The organism is Mesorhizobium sp. WSM4976, assembly GCF_029625685.1.
Classification (GTDB): domain Bacteria; phylum Pseudomonadota; class Alphaproteobacteria; order Rhizobiales; family Rhizobiaceae; genus Mesorhizobium.
The window spans coordinates 1-23,266 of sequence record NZ_JARTVT010000035.1 but is presented as its reverse complement, the minus strand read 5'-3'; the positions used below and the strand labels follow the sequence as shown (position 1 = coordinate 23,266).

General features: G+C 62.2%; 23 protein-coding genes. 7 read left to right on the top strand and 16 right to left on the bottom strand.

Going from position 1 to position 23,266, the window contains the following annotated elements:
- Nucleotides 1–10: 10 nt before the first annotated feature.
- Nucleotides 11–667: a hypothetical protein gene (locus P9272_RS31165; RefSeq protein ID WP_128257582.1), complete on the bottom strand. Its 657-nt coding sequence runs from the start codon at nt 665–667 to the stop codon at nt 11–13.
- A 226-nt stretch (nt 668–893) separates the two neighbouring features.
- Here P9272_RS31165 and P9272_RS31160 point away from each other — a divergent pair, with 226 nt between their 5' ends.
- A complete protein-coding gene (locus tag P9272_RS31160) occupies nt 894–2,597 on the top strand; it encodes an electron transfer flavoprotein-ubiquinone oxidoreductase (protein WP_278163808.1) in 1,704 nt (567 codons plus the stop codon).
- A 108-nt stretch (nt 2,598–2,705) separates the two neighbouring features.
- On the top strand, nt 2,706–3,308 hold the full coding sequence (locus tag P9272_RS31155; protein ID WP_128257584.1) for a DUF922 domain-containing protein: 603 nt from the start codon (nt 2,706–2,708) through the stop codon (nt 3,306–3,308).
- A 31-nt stretch (nt 3,309–3,339) separates the two neighbouring features.
- On the opposite strand, the gene P9272_RS31150 is transcribed toward P9272_RS31155, so the two are convergent.
- The 6 genes from P9272_RS31150 to P9272_RS31125 all read right to left on the bottom strand — a co-directional run bounded on the left by P9272_RS31150 (nt 3,340) and on the right by P9272_RS31125 (nt 7,386).
- Nucleotides 3,340–4,350 carry an endonuclease/exonuclease/phosphatase family protein gene (locus P9272_RS31150; protein WP_278163879.1) on the bottom strand — a complete coding sequence of 337 codons (1,011 nt, stop codon included), beginning with the start codon at nt 4,348–4,350 and terminating at the stop codon, nt 3,340–3,342.
- 205 nt (nt 4,351–4,555) lie between these two features.
- Entirely contained in the window at nt 4,556–6,013 is a 1,458-nt protein-coding gene (locus tag P9272_RS31145; RefSeq protein ID WP_278163878.1) for an AMP nucleosidase, read from the bottom strand.
- 169 nt (nt 6,014–6,182) lie between these two features.
- On the bottom strand, nt 6,183–6,386 hold the full coding sequence (locus P9272_RS31140; RefSeq protein ID WP_128257587.1) for a hypothetical protein: 204 nt from the start codon (nt 6,384–6,386) through the stop codon (nt 6,183–6,185).
- 67 nt (nt 6,387–6,453) lie between these two features.
- Nucleotides 6,454–6,588 carry a hypothetical protein gene (locus P9272_RS31135; RefSeq protein ID WP_278163805.1) on the bottom strand — a complete coding sequence of 45 codons (135 nt, stop codon included), beginning with the start codon at nt 6,586–6,588 and terminating at the stop codon, nt 6,454–6,456.
- Between the two features lie 196 nt (nt 6,589–6,784).
- Nucleotides 6,785–7,126: a DUF2147 domain-containing protein gene (locus tag P9272_RS31130; protein WP_128257588.1), complete on the bottom strand. Its 342-nt coding sequence runs from the start codon at nt 7,124–7,126 to the stop codon at nt 6,785–6,787.
- Between the two features lie 71 nt (nt 7,127–7,197).
- Nucleotides 7,198–7,386, bottom strand: coding sequence for a hypothetical protein (locus P9272_RS31125; protein WP_278163803.1), 189 nt, complete (start codon nt 7,384–7,386; stop codon nt 7,198–7,200).
- Nucleotides 7,387–7,566: 180 nt separating this feature from the next.
- Between P9272_RS31125 and P9272_RS31120 the strand changes: the two genes are divergently transcribed.
- Both P9272_RS31120 and P9272_RS31115 read left to right on the top strand, forming a co-directional pair.
- Nucleotides 7,567–7,833: a sel1 repeat family protein gene (locus tag P9272_RS31120; protein ID WP_042639605.1), complete on the top strand. Its 267-nt coding sequence runs from the start codon at nt 7,567–7,569 to the stop codon at nt 7,831–7,833.
- A 370-nt stretch (nt 7,834–8,203) separates the two neighbouring features.
- Complete coding sequence (locus P9272_RS31115) at nt 8,204–9,325, top strand: ABC transporter substrate-binding protein (RefSeq protein WP_278163798.1); 1,122 nt, start codon at nt 8,204–8,206, stop codon at nt 9,323–9,325.
- A 51-nt stretch (nt 9,326–9,376) separates the two neighbouring features.
- Here P9272_RS31115 and P9272_RS31110 read toward each other — a convergent pair whose 3' ends face one another.
- The 4 genes from P9272_RS31110 to P9272_RS31095 form a co-directional block, all read right to left on the bottom strand.
- Nucleotides 9,377–11,341, bottom strand: a complete 1,965-nt coding sequence (locus P9272_RS31110) for an acetyl/propionyl/methylcrotonyl-CoA carboxylase subunit alpha (protein ID WP_278163796.1) — start codon at nt 11,339–11,341, stop codon at nt 9,377–9,379.
- Nucleotides 11,342–11,390: 49 nt separating this feature from the next.
- A complete protein-coding gene (locus P9272_RS31105; protein WP_128257592.1) occupies nt 11,391–11,768 on the bottom strand; it encodes a hypothetical protein in 378 nt (125 codons plus the stop codon).
- A 119-nt stretch (nt 11,769–11,887) separates the two neighbouring features.
- A complete protein-coding gene (locus P9272_RS31100) occupies nt 11,888–12,415 on the bottom strand; it encodes an O-acetyl-ADP-ribose deacetylase (protein ID WP_278163794.1) in 528 nt (175 codons plus the stop codon).
- 2 nt (nt 12,416–12,417) lie between these two features.
- On the bottom strand, nt 12,418–14,025 hold the full coding sequence (locus P9272_RS31095) for a carboxyl transferase domain-containing protein (protein WP_278163792.1): 1,608 nt from the start codon (nt 14,023–14,025) through the stop codon (nt 12,418–12,420).
- Nucleotides 14,026–14,270: 245 nt separating this feature from the next.
- Here P9272_RS31095 and P9272_RS31090 point away from each other — a divergent pair, with 245 nt between their 5' ends.
- On the top strand, nt 14,271–14,663 hold the full coding sequence (locus tag P9272_RS31090) for a hypothetical protein (protein WP_278163790.1): 393 nt from the start codon (nt 14,271–14,273) through the stop codon (nt 14,661–14,663).
- Between the two features lie 17 nt (nt 14,664–14,680).
- On the opposite strand, the gene P9272_RS31085 is transcribed toward P9272_RS31090, so the two are convergent.
- The 4 genes from P9272_RS31085 to P9272_RS31070 all read right to left on the bottom strand — a co-directional run bounded on the left by P9272_RS31085 (nt 14,681) and on the right by P9272_RS31070 (nt 18,115).
- Entirely contained in the window at nt 14,681–15,844 is a 1,164-nt protein-coding gene (locus P9272_RS31085) for an isovaleryl-CoA dehydrogenase (protein ID WP_278163788.1), read from the bottom strand.
- A gap of 48 nt (nt 15,845–15,892) precedes the next feature.
- Nucleotides 15,893–16,540, bottom strand: coding sequence for a TetR/AcrR family transcriptional regulator (locus P9272_RS31080; RefSeq protein ID WP_278163786.1), 648 nt, complete (start codon nt 16,538–16,540; stop codon nt 15,893–15,895).
- Between the two features lie 96 nt (nt 16,541–16,636).
- Nucleotides 16,637–16,918 (bottom strand): acylphosphatase, encoded by a 282-nt coding sequence (locus P9272_RS31075; protein ID WP_128257598.1) that lies wholly within the window; start codon nt 16,916–16,918, stop codon nt 16,637–16,639.
- Nucleotides 16,919–17,002: 84 nt separating this feature from the next.
- Nucleotides 17,003–18,115 carry a pyridoxal phosphate-dependent aminotransferase gene (locus P9272_RS31070; RefSeq protein ID WP_278163784.1) on the bottom strand — a complete coding sequence of 371 codons (1,113 nt, stop codon included), beginning with the start codon at nt 18,113–18,115 and terminating at the stop codon, nt 17,003–17,005.
- Nucleotides 18,116–18,231: 116 nt separating this feature from the next.
- Between P9272_RS31070 and P9272_RS31065 the strand changes: the two genes are divergently transcribed.
- Together P9272_RS31065 and P9272_RS31060 are read left to right on the top strand one after the other, a co-directional pair.
- Nucleotides 18,232–19,905: a tetratricopeptide repeat-containing sulfotransferase family protein gene (locus P9272_RS31065; RefSeq protein WP_278163782.1), complete on the top strand. Its 1,674-nt coding sequence runs from the start codon at nt 18,232–18,234 to the stop codon at nt 19,903–19,905.
- A 140-nt stretch (nt 19,906–20,045) separates the two neighbouring features.
- On the top strand, nt 20,046–21,725 hold the full coding sequence (locus tag P9272_RS31060) for a tetratricopeptide repeat-containing sulfotransferase family protein (RefSeq protein WP_278163780.1): 1,680 nt from the start codon (nt 20,046–20,048) through the stop codon (nt 21,723–21,725).
- A 410-nt stretch (nt 21,726–22,135) separates the two neighbouring features.
- On the opposite strand, the gene P9272_RS31055 is transcribed toward P9272_RS31060, so the two are convergent.
- Nucleotides 22,136–23,266: porin (locus P9272_RS31055; protein WP_278163778.1), on the bottom strand; the 1,131-nt coding region annotated here is incomplete at its 5' end.

Genomic DNA, 23,266 nt, shown 5'->3' with positions numbered 1-23,266 from the left:
CGTGGAGAGATCAGCCGGTTGGAATCCTTGGATCCTGCACGATGTAAAACGTCCAGCGCGGCGTGTAGTCGGTGATCAGGAAATCGAAGGTCGCCGTCTTCAGCGGGTCGACCTTGCCGTTTTTGAACAGCAATTGGTCGTACGGTTCGAACTTGCGATCGAAATCGGCAAAATTGCTCGACCAGATGTTGTCGGGCGTCTTGTTGCGCTGGTCGAAGGACAGGCCGTCGCCGAACACGCTCGGCTGGTCGAGGATCTCCTGGAGCTCGAACTGGAACTCAACCCAAGGGAGCGCGCTGTTGTTGAGCACATCGATGCGCATATACATCACGCCGTTGGCGACCTCTCCGGCCTTGCCGAAGGGTTCGATGGGCTTGGTCGCTCGGATGGTCAGCGTCACCGGCGTCGCCGTGTTCAGCTCCTCCCTGATGAGCAGCGGGTCTTCCTTGGTGCCGATCCCGGAAACGCCGGTGATGCGGAAGCCGCCCAGCTCGTCGGAGAAGGAATAGGCGCCGGTGGGCCAGACCTTCACCGGATCGGCCCGGACTGGCGTAGCAAAAGATGCCGGCACGCTCAAAAAGAGGAGCGGAAGAACCGCGCGCCAGGCCAGACCTGGCGTGAAGAGTAAGCGCTTCGATGGAAAGCCGGGCGGCCCTGGACTGCGCATGGCGCGAAGTATTGCCGATAACCAAGCCGTCGAACAATTAAAAACATGCCGGCGCCGCCTGGCCTGCCAACCTGCCGGGTCTGGCCTATGCTTGTCCATGGCCTGTGCTGCTGCCGTTTCGTAGGAAAACCGCGACTTTTTGTCGAAATCGGCGTTGTCACGTCAGCGCCGGTTTCGCGTCGCGAATTGATGCGCTATGCAGCGCGTGAGCCAGCACAATGCGAGAATGCGGCAAGCTATAGAGGGGTCGATGAGCGATATCGAACGCGAAAGCATGGAATTCGACGTGGTCATCGTCGGCGCCGGTCCCGCCGGCCTTGCCGCGGCTATCCGTCTGAAGCAGCTCAACCCGGAACTCTCCGTCGTCGTCCTGGAGAAGGGCGGCGAGGTCGGCGCCCATATCCTGTCCGGCGCTGTGGTCGACCCGATCGGCATCGACCGGCTGCTCCCCGGCTGGCGCGAGGAGGGCGATCATCCGTTCAAGACGCCTGTCACGGCGGACCATTTCCTGGTCCTTGGCCCTGCCGGCTCGTTCCGCCTGCCGAACGTCCTGATGCCGCCGCTGATGAACAACCACGGCAATTACATCGTCTCGCTCGGCAATGTCTGCCGCTGGCTGGCGACAAAGGCCGAGGCGTTGGGCGTCGAGATCTATCCGGGCTTCGCCGCGGCAAGCCTGGTCTACAGCGATGCCGGCGCCGTCACCGGCATCATCACCGGCGACATGGGCGTCGAGAAGGACGGCACGCACGGCCCGGCTTACGCGCCCGGCATGGCGCTGATGGGCAAATATGTGCTGATCGGCGAAGGCGCGCGCGGCTCCTTGGCCAAGCAGCTCATCGCCAAATACCAGCTTGCCGACGGCCGCGAGCCGGGCAAGTTCGGCATTGGTCTCAAGGAACTGTGGCAGGTCAAGCCGGAGAACCATAAGCCGGGTCTGGTGCAGCACTCTTTCGGCTGGCCGCTCGACATGAAGACCGGCGGCGGCTCCTTTCTCTACCATCTCGAGGACAACCAGGTGGCGGTCGGCTTCGTCGTCCACCTGAACTACAAGAACCCTTATCTGTCGCCCTTCGAGGAATTCCAGCGCTTCAAGACGCATCCGGCGATCGCCGGCACCTTCGAGGGCGCCAAGCGCATCGGTTATGGCGCGCGCGCCATCACCGAGGGCGGCTGGCAATCCGTGCCGAAGCTTTCTTTCCCCGGTGGCGTGCTGATGGGTTGCGCTGCCGGTTTCGTCAACGTGCCGCGCATCAAGGGTTCGCACAATGCGGTGCTCTCCGGCATGCTGGCGGCCGAGCATGTGGCTGAGGCGATCGCGGAGGGCCGCGCCAATGACGAGCTTGCGTCCTACGAGGAGGCTTGGCGCGGCAGCGACATCGGGAAAGACCTGAAGAAGGTTCGCAACGTCAAGCCGCTCTGGTCGCGCTTCGGCACCATCGTCGGCGTCGGCATCGGCGGCCTCGATATGTGGCTGAACACGCTGTTCGGCTTTTCGCCCTTCGGCACTCTGAAGCACGGCAAGGCCGACTATGCGACCCTCGAGCCGGCCTCCAAGCATCAGAAGATCGCCTATCCGAAGCCGGATGGCGTCTTGACCTTCGACCGGCTCTCCTCGGTGTTCCTGTCGAACACCAACCATGAGGAAAACGAGCCGGTGCATCTGGTCGTCGGCGACATGGCGCTGCAGCAGCGTTCGGAGCACGACGTCTTCGCCGGTCCCTCGACCCGCTACTGCCCGGCCGGCGTCTATGAATGGGTGGATAAGGACGGCAACGCCGCCGCCGATCCGTCGGCCAAGGACGTGCGCTTCGTCATCAACGCGCAGAACTGCGTCCACTGCAAGACCTGCGACATCAAGGATCCGAACCAGAATATCAACTGGGTGCCGCCACAAGGCGGCGAAGGCCCGGTCTACCAAGGCATGTGAGCCGCTTCGTCGACCGGCAACCGTTTGCGGTTCCGGTTGGCGGGTTCCTTACGCTTGAAATTGGAGGCGGCTTATAGTTCCTTCTCTGCGGATAGGGAGCATATGGCCATGCGCCTAGCGGTTCTTACATGCCTTGTCATGCTGGGCGGCCTGTGTGCCGCCGCCCCCGAGGCCCTGGCCGGCACCAAGGTTCTGGTCACGACGCGCAGCTATGACATCGCCGGCCCTACGGGTGCTGCCCTGGTTGAAGCGATGAACCGCAAAGGTCCCAAGCACGGCTTCATGACCCGCGCCATCGCCGACACCAGCTATGTGGTGAACTGGAAGCTGGATGTGCACCGCGCCGGCGGGGTCTGCAGGTTGCAGGGCGCCGACGGAACGATGGAACTCACCTACACTTTTCCTCGTCTGGCTTCACCGCCAAACCCCGGGCTTGAGCGACGCTGGCGGCGGTTCCTTGCCGGCGTCCACTCCCACGAGCAGCAGCACGGTCGCATCGCCAAGGCCATGATGCGCGCTACCGATAAGTCCATTGCCGGCCTTAAGCTGGCCGACAATTGGTTCTGCACCGCCACCCATCGCGAGGCCAGGCGCCGGATCGATGCCGTCTACGCGCAATATGAAGCGAGACAGAACGCGTTCGATGCGCGTGAGCATCGCGACGGCGGCCATGTCGACCGGCTGGTAAATGCATTGACCGGGAAGAACTGAAGCTTCGGTTGTTCGCAAAAGACGCGGAGCGTCAGCTCCGCGGTCTGTCCGGCACCTCATTTGCCGCCAGCGCCGACTTGTGCTCGTCCTGGGGCGGGTTGCTTTCGGGCGGAACCGTGAATTCGACCAGCACCGGCAGATGGTCGGAGCCTGTATCCTCCAGCCGGGTCGACGAGAGGACCGTCACCCCGCCCTTGCTGAACACCTGGTCGATCGGGAGGCCGGCATAGCGGCGCAGAACGTCAGGTAGTGTGCGGTGGATCCAGGTCGGGCCGGCCGACGGCATCAGCGTCATGCCGCTGAGCCGCGCCACCCGCCGCACCGCTGCGCTCCACGGCACGGCATTGCAGTCGCCTGCCATGATCGCGGTTTCGCCGAGCGCTGCCAGCGGTTCCGCCAGCTCACCGATCTGCCAGTACTGCTCCTTCGGCCACGGCCAGCTCAGATGGATCGCGGCAACATCGACCGAAACGCCGTTGAAATCGATCGTGGCGGTCGCCATCGCCCCACGCGGCTCGCAGCGCGGCGCGGTGCCGGCGGCGAACGGTCGGCGCGATAGCAGCGCCACGCCGAATATGCCATTGGGATAGTCGCACAGGATGCGATAGGGGTAGGCGCTGGCAATATAGCCCAGCTCTTTCGCCCACATGCCGGACACCTCGTCCAGCGTGATGACGTCCGGATTGGTCCGGCCGATCAGCGACAGCACCTTCTTCGGCGTCGGATTGTTGAAGCGCAGGTTCATCTGCAGCAGGCTGTAGACGATCCGGTCGGCCGGCTTGGCGACCGCCTGCTGCGTCGACAACCTGGGCAACGCGCTCGTGGTCGTGGCGAGGCATACAATGGCGAAGACCAGTGCCGCCACCGCCTGCAACCGGTAGGAACTGGCAAGCAGCGGCAGCGCGAGCAGCACCGTCAGCACGCTCAGATGCATGCGGAAATGCGAGAAGGAATCGAAGGCCGGATGCAGCGCGCCGAAGAACCCGGCCAGCAGCGCGGCCGAGAATGCCGTCATTGCCAGGAATGTCAGCTGAGCCATCATGCTCAAGCGCGCGCCGCCCGTAGTCATCTGCTCCGACCGCCCAGGACACCGTTCACGGAAACACCGAAATGTCCTGTCTTCTTCCTCTGACGCATCCCTTCGGACCGCTTATCGGCCAAATTGCGGCCCAGGCAAGACGATTGATTGCCTCGGCCCGGTATCGTTGGCGCAACGTTCCGACCCGACTTGTTTCAAGCCAAGGCGACTACTGGAACGCCGTCTCGGAAAAGCTCCTGAGCTTGCGCGAATGCAGCCGCTCCATCGGCATTTCGGCCAGCTTCTCCATCGCCCGGATGCCGATGGTGAGATGCTGCGCCACCTGCCGCTTGTAGAACTCGGTCGCCATGCCGGGCAGCTTCAACTCGCCATGCAGCGGCTTGTCGGAAACGCACAGCAGCGTGCCGTAGGGCACGCGGAAGCGGAAGCCGTTGGCGGCGATCGTCGCCGATTCCATGTCGAGCGCGATGGCGCGCGACTGCGACAGGCGCTGCACCGGCCCGCGTTGGTCGCGCAGCTCCCAGTTGCGGTTGTCGATGGTGGCGACGGTGCCGGTGCGCATGATGCGCTTGAGGTCGTAGCCGGAAAGTCCAGTGACTTCGGCGACCGCTTCCTGCAGCGCCACCTGGATTTCGGCCAGCGGCGGGATCGGCACCCAGACCGGCAAATCGTCGTCCAGCACATGGTCCTCGCGCACATAGGCATGCGCCAGCACATAGTCGCCAAGCGCCTGCGTGTTGCGCAGGCCCGCGCAATGGCCGAGCATGACCCAGGCATGCGGCCTCAGCACCGCGATATGGTCGGTGATCGTCTTGGCGTTGGAAGGCCCGACGCCGATATTGACCATGGTGATGCCGCCATGGCCGGGCTTCTTCAAGTGATAGGCCGGCATCTGCGGCAGGCGCTGCGGCGGGGTGCCTTCCGAGCCCGTTGCGCCATTGGCGGTCACGACATTGCCGGGCTCGACGAACTCGACATAGCCGCTGTCGCCCTTGGCCATCAATTCGCGGGCCCGGGCGACGAACTCGTCGATGTAGAACTGGTAGTTGGTGAACAGCACGAAATTCTGGAAGTGCTGCGGGCTGGTCGCCGTGTAATGGGTCATGCGGTGCAGCGAATAGTCGATGCGCTGCGCGGTGAACGGCGCGAGCGGCCTCGGCTCGCCGAACGCAACCTCGAAAGTGCCGTTGGCGATCTGGTCGTCGGTGCCGTCGAGGTCCGGCACGTCGAACAGGTCGCGGATCGGCCGCTTGATGCGCTCGGCGGCCGCGCCGTCGACATAGGTGCCTTCCAGGAAAGCGAAATGCAGCGGAATTGGCGTCGTCGATTCCGAGACCGTTACCTGGACACCATGATTGCGCATGATCAACCGAAGCTGCTCGATGAGATAGTTCTCGAACAGTTGCGGCTGGGTGATGGTGGTGGCGAAATGACCAGGCGTCGGCATATGGCCATAGGCCTGGCGCGAGTCGACCTGGCTGAACGAGGTCGTGGTGACGCCGATCTGCGGATAGAAGGCCCGGTAGCGCTTGCTCTCGTCGGCGCCCGCGGCAAGGGCGGCGAAGGACTCGCGCAGGAATTTGGTGTTGCGGTCATAGAGCGCCTGCAGCGCCGCGACAGCCTTTTTGGCGTCATGGAAGCTCTGCGCGCCGAAGGGCTCCGGCATCACGACCGATTCGATGGCTTGGGGGTAGATTCGCTTTTCCATGTCTCAATATAGAGACTCAGGATGGCGCTTGGGAGGGGGAAGCGGGGCCGCGAAAGCCGACAGCGTCGATTTTCTTCGGATGTGTTCAAGGCGCGCTGGCTACGAGCCAGTCGCGCCGTCCGACACTCTATAGAGCTTGCCCGCGTTGCAGGCTGATCAGCAGCACGAAACCGACGCTCCTGTTCTTATTCGCCGGCGCCTCGATCCTATGCCCCGTGTCGGCGCGCATCATCGGCACCGCCAGCACCGGGGCGGCGAGCAGCATCAGGATGAGCATTGCCCGCGGCAGCAGCCGGAGGATCTTTGTGGCGTTATCGGCGATGCGGTTCATCTTCGTGGTGCCCTGTTTGCAGCTTCTTGGTCGATGTTCAGTTTGTCGTTTCAGCGCTCGAATTGGTTCACCGGGCTGGGAATGAAGCCGCCGGCCCTTCCCATGCACGGGCAGGATGGCCGGTCTCCGCGACCAGGATCGCGAAGAGCATGCCGAACAGGCTCATCAGCAGGCAGACGATGGTGAAGCGACGGGCAAGCATTTCTCTCTCCTTCAATGCGGGAGAGAATGCCGGAATGCCTCTGAACCGGTTCTGAGACCGGTATTCATCTGCGGTTCAAAATGATTGACGGGCTCTTGAAGAGTTGTCGGCGGGCCTGGACCGGGTCAGGCAGAGCGCCGCCGCCGAAAAAAACGGGGCCGCTCGGGCCCCGTCTCGGATGAAATCGGAAGGTCTGTTACAGCTTGTGCCAGGTCTGGCTCTTGCAGATCAGGCCGCCGAGCACGCAGCCGCTCATCTTGAGCGAGGTGCCGGACAGCGTCGCTTTGCCGGAATAGGTCTTGTCTGTTTCCGGGTCAGTTATGGTGCCGGTGTATTTGTTGTCGCCAGCCGCCTTGAAGGAGCCGATCGTCTTGCCGGAGTACTTGCCGGACTTCAGGGTGATGGAGAACGCATCGCTGCCGGCGATCGCCGCTGTGGAGCCGGCCTGCGTCTTCCAATTGCCTTCGATCGGGTCGGCCCACGCGGCGCCCGCCATGATCAAGGTGGCCGCCAGGGCCAGGCTCATCTTGCGAAACATATTGTCGTATCCTCCCAATGAGCATGCGTCGGGCTCCGGTCCGCATTCCAGTCCCTTACGCAAAGGTAAAGCTAATCCAGCTCCCGCCAAAACAAAAGCGGTGCCGCGACGGAAGGTTGCAAGGTTTTCACCTCGCGCATGGCCGAAAATGAACGCGGCGGGAAAAACGCTTCGATTCCCGTGGTTAGCGAAGTCTTGATTCCATCCCCGCCAATTTTCATCGAATTTGACGCAAAACCGCGCAAACGCTGGATTTCCATGCTTAACAATTTCCCGCGTTTACCTCTTGTTTTGGCTTTGTTTTCCTCAAATTAAGCAAGCCATTTAACGACGGATTCAAGGCCAGGCTTCATCCTCGAAAGCATCGAAAGAGCGGCCCGCCCCGAGGGAAATCAAGGGACAGAAGGAGGCAGCTCTCGGGAGCCAGACAGGGGATTGCAATGGCACGTTTTGAAATGCTTGAAGACGGCTTCGGCGCCATGGGGGCGACCGCCCAGGCCGACATTCTTTTCGAACTGGGCATGATGTATGCGACTGGCCGCGATTGCGAGACCGACGTCGTCGCTGCCCACAAATGGTTCAACATCGCCGCGATCAAGGGGTCGGTCCGTGCCGCCGAGCTGCGCTCGGAACTGTCTGCCACCATGTCGAAGGTGGAGATCGCCATGGCGCTGCGCGAAGCCCGCGAATGGATGACGATGCACTGATCCTGCGCTTGGCGCCCGGACGTTGATTTTGACAAGGCCGCGAAAAGACGGCCGGCCTACAAGACCAAGAACGCGGCAGGCCAACAAGGCAAAGTCGCGCGACCAAACAGGGAAGCGAGCGGGTTTCAGGCGCGGGGGCGTCTAGGGAGCTCGACTGCAAAAGCCGTGACCGACCGAAACAAGGTCGGCACGGCTTTTTGCATTACGCATGGTAATCACGCGGGCGCGTGGCCCAAGAAATCCTCGCCGGAATGAACCAAATCCCTTTGCATTGTCCTCTCGACAGTTCCGGCGAAGGATGAAATTGTCCCGGCTCTGTGGAAGAAGCGCGGCCATGCCGCCGCGCATGAGTGGAGGAGTTCTTATAGTCATGAAAAGATTGGGTATTTTGAGCGCGGCCGCATTCGGCCTGATGATGAGCGCCCCGGTTGCCTTCGCCGACGACATCACCATTTCGGTGGTCGGCCCGATGACGGGCCAGCTTGCCACCATCGGTGACCAGTTCAAGCAGGGCGCGCAGGCTGCCGCCGACGCCATCAACGCCGCCGGCGGCGTCAACGGCTCCAAGATCAAGCTCGACATCGAGGACGACCAGTGCGACCCCAAGCAGGCGGTCTCGGTGGCCAACCGCATCGTCGCCAATGGCGTCAAGTTCGTCGACGGCCATGCCTGCTCGGGCTCGAGCATCCCGGCTTCCGCCGTCTATGCCGAAGCCGGCACGCTGATGATGAGCCCGGCCTCGTCGAACCCGGTGCTGACCGACGCCGCCGCCAAGTCCGGCTGGCCGACAATCATGCGCCTCTACACGCGCGACGACGCGCAGGGCGCCTTCATCGGCCCGTGGATCGCCAAGAAATATGCCGGCAAGAACGTCGTTATCCTTCACGACAAGAGCGCTTACGGCCAAGGCGTTGCCGACGCCGTCAAGGCGACGATGAATGCCGGGGGTCTCAAGGAGGTCGATTATGAAGGCATCAATGCCGGCGAGAAGGACTATTCGGCCCTCGTCACCAAGCTGAAGGAACTCAAGGCCGATGTGGTCTATTTCGGCGGCTACCACCCGGAGGCTGGCCTCATCCTGCGCCAGTCGGCGGAGCAGAACGTCAAGTTCCAGCTGATCATGCCGGACTCGATCGCCTCGCCGGAATTCTGGCAGGTCGCCGGCCCTGCCGGTGAAGGCACGCTGTTTGTCTTCCCGTCGGACCCGCAAGCCAAGCCCGAGGCAAAGGACGCGGTCGCCAAGATCAAGGCTGGCGGCTTCACCCCGGAAGGCTTCACGCTGTTCTCCTATGCCGTGATCCAGGCCGTCGCCGAAGGCGTCAAGCGTGCCGGCACCGACGACCCGGCCAAGGTCGCCGAGGCGCTGAAGAACGGCAAGCCGATCAGCACAGTTGTCGGCGACGTCATCTTCGATGAGAAGGGCGACCTGAAGAACGCCAGCTACGACATCAACCAGTGGCACGACGGCAAATACGCGCCGATCAAGCCGTAAGTCGGTTCTGTTTGTGCGAAGGTGGCCGGGTTCCTCCCGGCCATTTTCGTTTTAGCCGCGGCTGTCGTCCGCGAATCGCACGAGCACGGTGCCGTCGCTGACCTGCGCACCCTCGGCCGCGATCTCGGCGATCAACCCGTCATGCGGGGCGGCGATCATGTGTTCCATTTTCATCGCCTCGAGGATCAGAAGCGGCTGGCCCTTGATCACCGCATCGCCAGCCGCGGCCCGCACCAGCTTGACCAGTCCCGGCATCGGCGCGCGCAGGCTGCCCGAGGCGCCACCCGCCTCGTCGGCTTTGGCCAGCGGATCGGGAACCGTGAAGGTGTAACCCACCGCGCCTTCGAAGACGGTGACATGGCCTGGCCAGCGGACCGCGCGCGGCATGGTCCTCAGATCATGCGTGTTCACCGCATCATGCGGCGCTTCCAGCGCCACCCGGAAACGGCCGTCCGGCCGTGCCGACACCCGCGCCAGGATATTCTCCTCGCCATGGCGCAGGCGGATGCGGCGCGCGAGCGTGTGGAAATGCGCATAGCCTGAAAGCGTCGACCAAGGATCGGCGGCCGCACCTGGCGCGCCGGCGTCGGTCGCGGTCAGCGCCGCGGCGGCGATCGTCTCGTCGTTCGGCGCGGGGATCTCGGTGAGCGCCTCTCGATGCCTGCCGATCAGTCCGGTATCGACATCGCCTGCCGTGAAATCGGCGTCGGCCGCGAGCGCCGCCAGGAAGGCGGTGTTGACGGTGGAGCCGGCCACTTCCGTCCGCGCCAGCGTCTCGCGCAGCGCGCCCAGCGCCGTGGTCCGGTCCTTGCCGTGCACCACCAGCTTGGCGATCATCGGGTCATAGTAGGGCGAGATCGCGTCGCCGGCGCGCACGCCGGTCTCGATGCGCATCGCGGCGCCATCCGGGGCTGACTCGGGGAATTTGAGGTGATGCAGCGTGCCGGTTGCCGGGAGGAAGCCTTTTGCGGCGTCCTCGGCATAGAGGCGAGCCTCGAAAGCGTGGCCGGAAAGGGCGATCTCTCCTTGCGTCTTCGGCAGCTTTTCACCGGACGCGACACGCAACTGCCATTCGACAAGGTCGACGCCGGTGACCATTTCGGTGACCGGGTGCTCGACCTGCAGCCGGGTGTTCATCTCCATGAACCAGAAGCGGTCGGCCTTCAGACCTTCGGAAGCATCGACGATGAACTCGATTGTACCGGCGCCCGAATAGTTGATCGCCTTGGCGGCCTTTACGGCTGCCTCCGTCATCGCCTTGCGCAGCACGGGCGTCATGCCGGGGGCAGGCGCCTCTTCGATCACCTTCTGGTGGCGGCGCTGTGCAGAGCAGTCGCGTTCGAAAAGATGCACGGCATTGCCGAAATTGTCGCCGAACACTTGGCACTCGATATGGCGCGGCTTGTCGACGTATTTTTCGACGAGCACGCGATCGTCGCCGAAGGCCGCTTTCGCTTCGCGCCGCGCGCCCGACAGCGCTTCGGAGAAATCGTCGGGATGGTCGACGCGGCGCATGCCTTTGCCGCCGCCGCCGGCGCGCGCCTTGATCAGAACGGGGTAACCGATCTCGCGCGCCTTGGAGGCAAGCAGCACGATCTCCTGGGCCTCGCCATGATAACCCGGTACCACCGGCACGCCGGCCGCCTCCATCAGCCGCTTGGCGGCGTCCTTCAATCCCATGGCGCGGATCGAGGCGGCGCCCGGACCGATGAAGACGAGGCCTGCCGCCGTCACCTGGTCGACGAAGTCCGGATTCTCCGACAGGAAGCCGTAACCGGGATGGATCGCCTCGGCACCGGTCGCGAGCGCCGCTGCAACTATGTTGTCGCCGCGCAGATAGCTTTCACCGACAGGCGAGGGGCCGATATGCACTGCCTCGTCTGCCATCTCGACATGCAAGGCGCGGGCGTCGGCGTCGGAATAGACGGCCATGGTGCGTACGCCGAGCCTGCGGGCGGTTCGGATGACGCGACAGGCGATCTCGCCGCGATTGGCGATCAGGATCTTGCCGAACATGGAGCCTCCCGGTTTTGCGTCGGGCGGCGCCAGTCCAGTAGGCGCCGATTTACTTCGAAACCGCGATCGCGCAGCCGCCGCTCGCAGTTTTGACCTTCCACCTTTTGAAGCCGCTCTGACAGGCGCGCAAGGCAATATCCTCTGCTGCCTTCTGCGAAGGGGCGTTCAGCTTTACGCTGCAGAAAATGTGCAGATCCACGACGCGCGAATAGAACGTCGTGGCGTAAGCCGAATGGCCGCTCGCCCCGATATAGGCAAGGTAGGATTTGTAACAGGCTTCCTTCGGATCGAGCGAGAGAGTTGGGGCAAAGCGTTTGTCGCCGATCTTTCCAGCCAGCGATTCCGCCGAGCCCACACTGGGCGCGACAATCATAAGCAATCCCGAAAGTATCGAGGCGATCGCTTGTCGTGAGTATTTCAATCCCATTTTGAGCCCATCCCCATTTGAAAATGCAGGATGAGCAGTACCGAATATTTTTCGCCTGAGCTAGCCATTCAGACATGGTTCGCCTTTGTCTGCACCAGGGAATCTTTTGATCCATAAGTTCAGCCCTCTCCAAGAACAGCAACGGCTTGCCCGTAAAGTTCAGCCGTCTGTTCGTCGAAGCAGCAGAAAGTAACGGTCTCTAGAAGCGTGTCTTGTCGCAGGAAGTCGGTTACGGTGTCGACGGCAATGCCGGTCGCTTCGATCTTCGGATAGCCGTAGATGCCGGTCGAGATTGCTGGGAACGCGATCGTTAGACAGCCTTGGTCGGTGGCGATTTCGAGCGAGCGCCGATAGCACGAGGCAAGCAGGCCGGCCTCGCCCTCGCCGCCGCCCTGCCAGACCGGACCGACCGTGTGGATGATGAAACGCGCCGGCAGGCGGTAGCCTCTGGTCAGTTTGGCGTCGCCGGTCTTGCAGCCGTTCAGCATCCGGCACTCGGCGACCAGATCCGGTCCGGCCGCGCGGTGGATGGCGCCGTCGACGCCGCCGCCGCCGAGCAGCGAGGAATTGGCGGCATTGACGATCGCGTCGACCGAAAGCCTGGTGATGTCGCCGGTGTGGATGCGGATCCGATCGCTGATGCTCATCGTCACATCCTGAACACGCCGAACTTCGTCTTCTCGATGCCGGCGTTGAGCGCCGCCGAAAGGCTGAGCGTCAGCACCTCGCGGGTTCTGGCCGGATCGATGATGCCATCGTCCCAGAGCCGCGCCGAGGAATAGAGGGGGTGGCCTTCATGCTCGTATTTCATCAGGATCGGTTTCCTGAACTTCGCTTCCTCCTCGGCGCTCCATTCACCGCCCTTACGCTCGATGCCTTCCCGCTTGACCATGGCCAGCACGGTCGCCGCCTGCTCGCCGCCCATCACCGAGATGCGCGCGTTCGGCCACATCCATAGGAAGCGGGGCGAATAGGCGCGGCCGCACATGCCGTAATTACCGGCGCCGAACGAGCCGCCGATGATCACGGTGAGCTTCGGCACCTTTGCGGTGGCGACCGCCATCACCAGCTTGGCGCCGTCCTTGGCGATGCCACCGGACTCGTATTTGCGCCCGACCATGAATCCGGTGATGTTTTGCAGGAAGATCAGCGGAATGCGGCGCTGGCAGCAGAGCTCGATGAAATGCGCGCCCTTCAGCGCGCTTTCCGAGAAGAGCACGCTATTGTTGCCGAGAATGCCGACCGGCATGCCGTGCAAGTGCGCGAAGCCGGTGACCAGTGTCGTGCCGTAATTCTGCTTGAACTCGTCGAACTCCGAACCGTCGACAAGGCGCGCAATCACCTCGCGCACGTCGTAGGGCTGGCGCAGGTCGGTCGGCACGACGCCGTAGAGTTCCCGCGGGTCGTAAAGCGGTTGAATCGGTTCCCGCAGATTGAGGCTTACGGCCTTGTTCCGATTGAGGTTTCTGATGATACGCCGGCAAATGGCCAAGGCGTGTTCGTCGTCCATGGCGTAGTGGTCGGCGACGCCGGAAAGCCTGGTATGGACATCCGCGCCGCCAAGCTCCTCGGCGCTGACGTCTTCGCCCGTGGCCGCCTTCACCAGCGGCGGCCCCCCGAGGAAGATCGTCGCCTGGTTGCGCACCATGATCGTCTCGTCCGACATCGCCGGCACATAGGCGCCGCCCGCCGTGCAGGAACCCATCACGCAGGCGATCTGCGGGATGCCGGCCGCCGACATGTTGGCCTGGTTGTAGAAGATGCGGCCGAAATGCTCGCGGTCGGGGAAGACTTCGTCCTGGTTGGGCAGATTGGCGCCGCCGCTGTCGACGAGGTAAACACAGGGCAGATTGTTCTGCAGCGCGATCTCCTGCGCTCTGAGATGCTTCTTCACCGTCAGCGGATAATAGGTGCCGCCCTTCACCGTCGCGTCGTTGACGACGACCATCACCTCCGTGCCCTCGACCCGGCCGACGCCGGTGATGATGCCGGCCGACGGAATGTCCTCGCCATACATCGACCAAGCCGCGAACTGGCCGACCTCGAGGAAGGGCGAGCCGGTGTCGAGCAGCTGCGCCAGCCGCTCGCGCGGCAATAGCTTGCCGCGCGCGACGTGGCGTTCGCGCGCCTCGTCGGAGCCGCCGCGCTCGATGCCTGCCGCCTTCTCGGAAATGTCAGCGACCATTTCCCGCATGCGCTCGGCATTGGCGCGGAAGGTGTCGGAGGAGGGAGAAACCTGGGTTTGCAGTGTGGCCAATTTGTTCCTCACACCTCTTGATGCCGTAGCGGAACCAGTGTAACAGCCCGCGCCCGGATGCCGCGTGCCAAGCGTGGCATCTTTTGTACGTATGACACCCTCAGGAGGCGACGATGGAAAGCATGGATATGCGTTTCACCAGATGTCTCCCTTCGGCAATGGCCTGACGCCGCCGAAGGGCGGCCTTCCACGTCCCGAATCGGAGCAAGAGGAACACGGCGCACGCTGGCGCTGTGGGTGTCATCATGTATTTGCGGTTTGTAACGCCGCTGATCCATCCGAACAGCCGGGTGGAGACCGGCTTTTTCCACGCGTCCTGGTACCTGTACCGCAACGGATGCCCGGACTGGATCCATGACGAATTGGACGATCAGTTCGACTGGTTCAACCGGCATCTGCCCATTCCAGGCCGGGTTGGCCGGCATTTCAAGCGACGGAATTCGATCTGGGGCATCTGCTGGTTCCATCCGGACGCCAGGGAAGCGATCAGTCGTGCGCGTTATTGTGCCTGGCTGATCGAGGAAGGCGGTTTGCCGGTGCGGCCGATCACGTCGGCGCATCAGCGCGAGGTCCTGTGGCGCGACGCGCATCAGATCGTCGCCAAGCCAACCGACGACCTGCCCAAGGCGTTCGGTTGAGATGGCGGAGAGGGGCATCACACCCCCTCCGCCATGATTTCGCGGCCGATCAGCCAGCGGCGGATCTCGCTGGTGCCGGCGCCGATCTCGTAGAGCTTGGCGTCGCGCAGCAGCCGTCCCGCCGGGTAATCGTTGATATAGCCGTTGCCACCGAGAAGCTGGATGGCGTCGAGCGCCATCTGCGTCGCCTTTTCGGCCGCGAAGAGCACGCAGCCGGCGGCGTCCTTGCGCGTGGTCTCGCCGCGGTCGCAGGCGGCGGCAACCGCATAGACGTAAGCCCGCGCGGCGTTCATCGTCGTGTACATGTCGGCGAGCTTGCCCTGCACCAGCTGGAACATGCCGATCGGCTGGCCGAACTGCTTGCGCTCATGGACGTAAGGCACAGCCACGTCGAGGCAGGCCGCCATCAGCCCGATCGGTCCTCCGGAAAGCACCGCACGCTCATAGTCGAGCCCCGACATCAGCACCTCGACACCGCGCCCTTCCTCATGCAGCACATTCTCGAACGGCACCTCGACATCCTCGAAGACGAGCTCACCGGTGTTGGAGCCGCGCATGCCGAGCTTGTCGAGCTTTTGAGCGACCGAAAAGCCGGCAAAAGTCTTTTCAACGATGAAAGCGGTGATGCCGCGCGAATGCCGCTCCGGATCGGTCTTGGCGTAGACCACCATCGTTCCGGCGTCGGGGCCGTTGGTGATCCACATTTTCGAGCCGTTGAGCACATAGCGGTCGTTGCGCTTTTCGGCGCGCAGCCTCAGCGACACCACGTCGGAGCCGGCTCCGTGCTCCGACATCGCCAGCGCGCCGACGGTTTCGCCCGAGCAGAGGGCCGGCAGGTACTTCTCCTTCTGCGCCGGCGTGGCCCAGCGATTGATCTGGTTGACGCAGAGATTCGAGTGCGCGCCGTAGGAGAGGCCGACGGAGGCCGAAGCCCGCGAAATCTCCTCCATGGCCACGACATGCGCGAGGTAGTTCATGCCGGTTCCGCCGAAATCAGGGTCGGCGGTGATGCCGAGCAGGCCGAGCGCGCCGAGCTCGCCCCACAGATGCGCGGGAAATTCGTTGCAGCGGTCGATCTCCGCCGCGATCGGCGCGATCCTGTCCTGGGCGAAGCGCCGCACGGTGTCGCGCAGCGCCTCGATGTCGGGATCAAGTCCGAAACTGAGCGTGTTCGTGTACATGCCGTTCCTCCCTGCGCACGCCCCGGTCTTCGCGGGATCATGCCTGTATCAGAGTGCCGCGGCGTTCCCGGCGCGCCTGGAAGGACGCGCGGTGCCATGGCTGATTGTCGCGCCGACCAGGCGCATTGTCATCGAAAGATATGATGCGGTGACCTCGGCGATCGACAGCCGCTCGTCCGGCCGGAACCAGACGATGACGCCCGTCATCATCTGGATCAGCGCCATGGCAGTCAGGCCTGTATCGTCGATCTCGAAAGCGCCGGCCTCGACGCCGTCGCGCAGGATCGTGCGCAGCTCCTTCTCATAGGCCGTGCGCATCTTCAGTATCTGCGTCAGTCTTTCATGCGACAGGCTGCGCAACTCCATGTTGGAGACATGGGTGGCGTGGCGCCGCTCGATGTGAAAGGCGATGTGGTTCTCGACATAGGCGGCAAGCCGGGTGACCGGATCGGCGCTCGCCGGCCGCGCCGCGTCCCAGGCCCTGAGCAGACCTTCCATATGCTCTCGCATCAAGGTGAAAAGCAGATATTCCTTGGTCGGAAAGTAGCGGTAGAGCGCAGCCGCCTGCACGCCGACCTCCGCCGCCAGCTGCCGCATCGACATCGCCTCATAACCCAGGCGCGCGATCAGGCTGACAGCCGCCTCGCGGACTGCCGCCTCGGTCTTTTCCCCGTCTGAGCCTGTGGTACGCGCCATGTTCGCCTCTCGGGATGAATTAATAAAACGAACGTTTAATTAATTCAACCCTTTATTGACGGAAGCTGCCAACGGCAGGCGACGCGCCCGTTGAAGCTAGATGACGATCTTGAAGTCCGCCGGCGCATCGGCAGCGCTATCCACTATCTCGACTTTCGAGACAGCCGCGCCCCGCGGCCCTTGCCACAGACGTTCGATCATCGCGCCGACGGCGCTGTCGGCGCCGGCGATCAACGCCGATACCGAACCATCGCTTTCGTTTCGGACCCAACCAGTCAAGCCGAGGCGCACGGCTTCGCCGCGTGTCCACATTCTATAGCTGACACCCTGCACCCTGCCGGAAATACGCGCCTGAACTGCTCGTTGCTGGCCCCGCATCGTTCATGCTCCGTGCGTCAAGCCGGAATCTGGCACAGGACCAGCTAAAGGCAACAGGCCGGACGCTGCCGGATGCGACCGAGGCTAATTACCCCGCGCCGCCGCCAGCGCGCCTGGCAGTTCCTCGCCCAAGATGTCGAGCTCGTGGTCGAGGCCGACGCTGATCCTTATGCAGCGATCGAGCCGTGGTGCCATCGGCTTGCGGATGAAGACGTCGCGCGACAAGAGATTCTGCATCACCTTCAGCGCGAAGGCGCCGTCGCGGCCGCAGTCGATGGTGACGAAATTGGTCGCCGACGCCAAAGGTTTCAGGTCATTCTGCCTGGCGATGGCTGAGATGCGCTCGCGGCCCGCGGCCACGCGGGCCACCACGGAGCGCAAATAGTCCTGATCGGCAAGCGCCTCGAGACCTGCGATCTGCGCCATGCGGCTGACGCCGTAGTGGTTGCGGATCTTTTCGAAGTCGCGGATCACCTCGGCCTCCGCCACGGCATAGCCGCAGCGTATGCCGGCCAGCCCGTAGGCCTTGGAGAAGGTGCGCATGCGGATGACGTTCGGCCGCGCGACATCGATCGCCGGCAGCGCCGAGGCTGGGCCTAGCTCACCATAAGCTTCGTCCAGCACCAGCATGGTGGTTTCCGGCAGCGCTTCGATGAAGCGGACGACATCCGGCGCCTCCCACCAGCTTCCCATCGGATTGTCGGGATTGGAGAGATAGACCAGCGGCGCCTTTTCGCTGGCGACCTTGGCGAGGAGCCCGTCCAGGTCTTCCTTGTCGTTGGCATAAGGCACCGTCACCAGGCGGCCGCCGACGCCGGCGATGTGGAAGTTGAAGGTGGGGTAAGCGCCGAGCGAGGTCACCACCGCGTCGCCCGGGGCGACATACATGCGAGCCACCAGGCCGAGCAGGCCGTCAATACCTTCGCCGACGACCACGTTCTCGACGGCCACGCCGTGATGCGCCGCCGCCGCAACCTTCAGGTCGTAATTGTCGGGATCGCAATACATCCACTGGTCGCGCGCGACGCTCTCCATCCGGGCGATGACGCGCGGCGAGGGCCCGAAACTGCTCTCATTGGCGCCGATGCGGGCGCGAAACGGCCGTCCGCGCTCGCGCTCCTGCGCCTCCGGACCGACGAACGGCACCGTGGTGGGAAGCGCGCCGATGATCGGCGTGAGGGAAGGGCGACGAAGCATGGCACAGGCTCGCGTGGTGAAGGGGTGTTCTTGCTAGCGTGGGAGACACAGGGGCGCAAGTTGCGGAAATGCGTTCAAGGCTGGATTCTGCAGGCCCGTTTTGCTAGCGAGACAGGATGAACAATCGATTGCCGCCCGCTTGGGCAAAGCACCTGAAAACTCAACCGGCCGCGAAGACAGCGTCGTCGAAAGCTGCACCACCAACAATCAAACCGCAGCCCGGTCCATCGCGAGCGCAGGCCGACGACATGCTGTTGAGGCAGGCATATGAGTTGCAGAAAGCAGAACGGCTGCCGGAGGCTGAGGAACTTTGCTTCAGGGTTCTGGCAAGAACGCCAAACCATCCGTTGGCTTACTACATCCTGGGGACGCTCGGGGTCGGACACGACGACGAGAAAGCCTTGCGATATCTTGCTCGGGCAGTTGGAGAAGAGCCGCAAAATCCTTACTACCATCTTACCCTCGGCGAAGTGTATCTGAAGCTCAGCGAATTTACGCCGGCAATCAGCCACATTCAGCACGCCCTGGAATTGAAGCCGGACCTGGTGGAAGCGCTTTGCGCCTTGGGTGACGCGTACAATGCGTTTGATAAGGGGGAAATGGCGCTGCCGCTTTTCGAGAAGGCGCTCAAGATCAATCCAGATCATCCTCTGGCTCGGATGGGGCTGCCCCACGCGCTCACAAGCCTCGGTCGTATGGACGAAGCCGCGGTTCATTTGAAGGAGGCAATAGATCAGCGCATCTCGGTGCCGGTTGCCTACAACGCACTTGTACACACGCGCAAATTCACGGAAGAGCCACCCGAACTCGCGGCTATCCTGACGGAGCTTCGAAAACAAGAACACGGGTCGGAGGGAGCACAGCAGCTCCATCATGCTGCTGGAAAGGTATTCAATGACCTCCGTCGCCACAAGGAAGCGATGGACCACTTCAAAGCAGGAAATCAAGCCGGCCGCAAATTCGATCTGGAGAATTACCGTCTCTGGGTTGACGCCATGATCGAAACCTTCACACCCGAACTGGTTGCCTCGAAGGCTGCTCATGGAAATCCCTCAGAGCTGCCGGTGTTCGTCGTCGGAATGCCGCGCTCTGGCACGACACTGGCGGAGCAGATCTGCGCCAGCCATCCCAATGTTCATGGCGCGGGCGAACTGAGCAAACTCAGGCGGATAGCGAACGGAATCGGCCTTGGATACGCTTCTAGTGAGAATCTGCATGAAGCAATCACCTCGACTACGGCTGAGCTGTCCGGAATGCTGGCGGCGGAGCACCTTGCTTATCTTCGAGAGCGGGCTCCGAATGCGCTTCGAGTTGTCGACAAGATGCCTCACAATTTCGAGTTGATCGGACTAATCGGTATTCTCTTTCCCAACGCACGGATTATTCATTGCCGGCGCGATGCCATCGACAATTGCATTTCCTGCTTCATCCTGAAATTTACTGACGCGCATAGCTACAGCACTGATCTTGAAACACTGGGTCTTTACTACCGGGAATATGACCGCCTAATTCGACACTGGAACAAGGTTCTACCGGGCCGCATCTTCGAAAATCGGTATGAGACTTTGATTGAAAATCAGGAGGAGCAATCGCGCCGCCTGATAGATTATCTCGGGCTGCCCTGGGACGATGCCTGTCTGCGCTTTTTTGACAGGGATGGCCCGGTAAATACCTACAGCAAGTGGCAGGTTCGCCAGCCGATTTACAAATCGTCCGTCAAACGGTGGAAGAATTATGAAAGCGAGATCCAGCCGTTGATCGAAGCGTTAGGCGATCTGGCCGAGATATAAGCCGGATCGAGTTGCGCGAAAGACTTCGCCAATATTCGCCATCAATGGCACCGATCGCGCGGTTTGATTCTGCCGACAATGTGATGACGCTCGGCGCGGCGCGGCTGGATTTGAGCGGTTGTTTTTGCTAGCGAAAGTCAATGAGCAACCGTTTGTCGCCCGCCTGGTCCAAGCACCTGAAGTCCGGCCCTGCGCCGAAGCACAGATGGCCACAGGCAAGCCCACCACAGCCCAGCCTCCAGAAAGCGAATTCGCTTGCCCGCGTGCAGGCCGATGACGCGTTGCTGATGAACGCCTATGAGCATCAGCAAGCCAAACGGCTCAGTGAAGCCCAGGACTTGTGTTTGCAGGTGCTGGCCCGGACGCCAAACCATCCGCTGGCCCTGTACATCATGGGCACCCTCTGCCTAGGCTACGACGACGAAGCGGCTCTGCGCTATTTCGGACGTGCGATTGCTGAGGAGCCCAAGAATCCTTATTACCATCTCAGCCTCGGCGAGGCCTACGGCAAGCTGAGTGAATATTCGGCAGCGATCAACCATATCCAATATGCCCTGGAAGTGCAGCCTGATCTCGTGGAGGCCCTTTGTGCCTTGGGGCGCATTTACACCCAGTTCGACAAACCCGATCTGGCTTTGCCACTTTATGAAAAAGCGCTGAAGGTCAACCGCGATCATCCTAAGGCGCGGATCGGAATAGCGGCTGCGCTCACCGGCCTTGGGCGTATGGATGAGGCCGCCTCCTATCTCAAGGAAGCGATCGAACGTCGCGTCGACGTGGCGGCCGCCTACTACGACCTTGTGCAGACCCGAAAGTTCGATGAGGAGCCCGCCGAACTGCAGTCGATCCTTCGCGATCTGGCCAGTCCGGGACTTACGCCGGAGGCCAGAGCGAGTTTGAACTATGCCGCCGGCAAGGTGGAGAATGACCTCAAGCGCTTTGCGGAGGCCTTCGGCCATTTCAAGAAGGCGAAGCAAGCGGAAGGCTACAAGTTCGACATCGACCAGTATCGTCGTTTCGTAGACTTGACGATTGAAACCTTCACGCCGGACTTGTTTGCGGCAAGGTCTGGTTACGGTAATCCTTCCGAAGCACCTGTGTTCGTGGTGGGCATGCCGCGCTCGGGTACTACGCTGACCGAACAGATATGCGCCAGTCATCCCGAGGTCCACGGGGCGGGCGAGCTCAGCAAGCTGAGGCGGGTGGCGAATGCGATCGGCCTGAACGCCTCCGCCTCCGATTTGAACAAACCGATCGCGACGATCACCGAAGACTTGTCCAAGACGTTGGCCGAGGAGCACCTTTCCTATCTGCGGGAGCGTGCTCCGGCCGCGCAGCGTATCATCGACAAGATGCCGCATAATTTCGAATTGATCGGCCTGCTTACGCTTCTGTTCCCAAATGCGCGCATCATTCACTGTCGCCGCGATGCCATCGACAATTGCGTGTCATGCTATGTCCTGCCCTTCAGCTCGGCGCACAGCTATAATACGGACCTGCAGGCGCTCGGCCTCTACTATCGCGAATACGACCGCTTGATGCGTCACTGGAACGAGGTGTTCCCGGGCCGCATTTTCGAGAACCGCTACGAGACACTTGTGGAGGACCAGGAGGCGCAGTCGCGCCGTCTCATCGATTATCTCGGGCTGCCGTGGGACGATGCGTGCTTGCGCTTCTTTGACAGGGAAGGGGCCGTCACAACGCCAAGCCGGTGGCAGGTCCGTCAGCCGATCTACAAATCCTCCGTGAAGCGCTGGAAGAATTACGAAAGTGAGATTCAGCCCCTTGTCGAAGCCTTGGGGGATCTTGCGGACACCTGACCGCCAGTGAAGTTCAGGCAAGCGCATGGTGGCGCTGGTCCAGCATCAATAAAGCAACGACTTGGAAGCGCGTCGCTTGCGTCCGGTCTTCGTGTACTTTGAGGGTCGTCATCCCATGAAGCCGGTCCGAGCAAACACAATCGGCAGCGCCTGACCGATTCGCAATCACTCTTAGAAAATATCGGGCACCAATTTGGTGTCGCACCGCCGCGATGTCCGAACGGACGCGCGGCGTGATACAGCAGGTCACGATCTCCGCCCGTTTTGGCCGGAACTGCGCCAAAGGCAGAGCGGTTCCTCGAACGTGATGGGTCGTCATAGCGCGGCGGCAAGCTCGCTCCGACGAGCGCGTTCAATGAAAAAACCCGGCAGTCGCCCGCCGGGTTTTTCGTCTCTTACAGATATCGACCTTAGAAGTCGCGCTGGAAGCGGAGGATACCGCCGACGCTGTTCTTCTTGGTGGCATTGGTCCAAGTGAAGTTCTCGCCGAGCGGGTTCGCGTCGCCGAACTTGCCAGCATGGAGGTAGTCCACTTCGGCCGTGACCGTGAAGCCCGGAACCAGCGTGTAGGCAACGTTAGCCGCAACGCCAAGATTCTTCCACTGGTCAGCAGAAATCTGCGCGTTGAACGAGGCCTTCTCGTTGAACTTGTAGGTGCCGCCGCCCCACACTGCCCAGCTGCCGCCCCACGGCTTGTAGAAGCCGCGACCGCCAGCGAAGTCAACGTAGGTTGAATCCTCGAGGTGGCTCTTGGAACCAAAGCCGCCCATGATGAACAGCGAGATCGCATCGTTCACGTTCACGTCCAAGCGAACCTTGCCGGACACCGATTCGTAGTTGCTGTCATAAGCAACGACACCGGTGATGGCGCCCCAACCCTGCGTCCACTTCACGCCGCCGACGATGTGCGGGACATAAGAGTCGATCGTGCCAACGCCGTAATAATGGCCAAAGGTCTGATTGCCACCGCCCGAACCTTCTTCGAGCGAGACCACAGCCGAGAAGCCGTTGCCGGCGTCGAAGTAGTACTGGATCTTGTTAGTCTGGAAGCCGCCGTAGGGGACCAGCGTATCGTTGATGACGTTGCCCGCGTAGCCGACGAACGTGTCGAAGGCCGATTCGTCGAGACCAACGCGCAGGCCACCGAGCTGGATGTAGGCGAAGTGCAGATCAAAGGACTTATTTTCAGCCGAGTTGATGGCATAGTCGGCGTTGTGATTACCGAAATTCATGCGCATTTCGGTATAGGTCTTCAACGTGCCGAGCTCGGTTTCCTGGCCTGTCCAGGTCTTCAGCGTGAAGCGGGTGTTCTTCAGCCAAGTACCCTGGTCCTTGCCGTCCTTGACGTCGCCGCTGCGAGCGCCATCGAACGAACCTATGTCGCCGCCGGCGGCATCATAGCGAACGTAGCCGCCGATGCGCAGGCAGGTCTCGGTGCCCGGGATGTAGAAGTAGCCGGCGCCGTAGACGTCGCAGATCTTGACGTATTCGGCCGGTTCCGGCTCGGCGACGGTCACCGCGTCGGCGGCGCGAGCACCGGA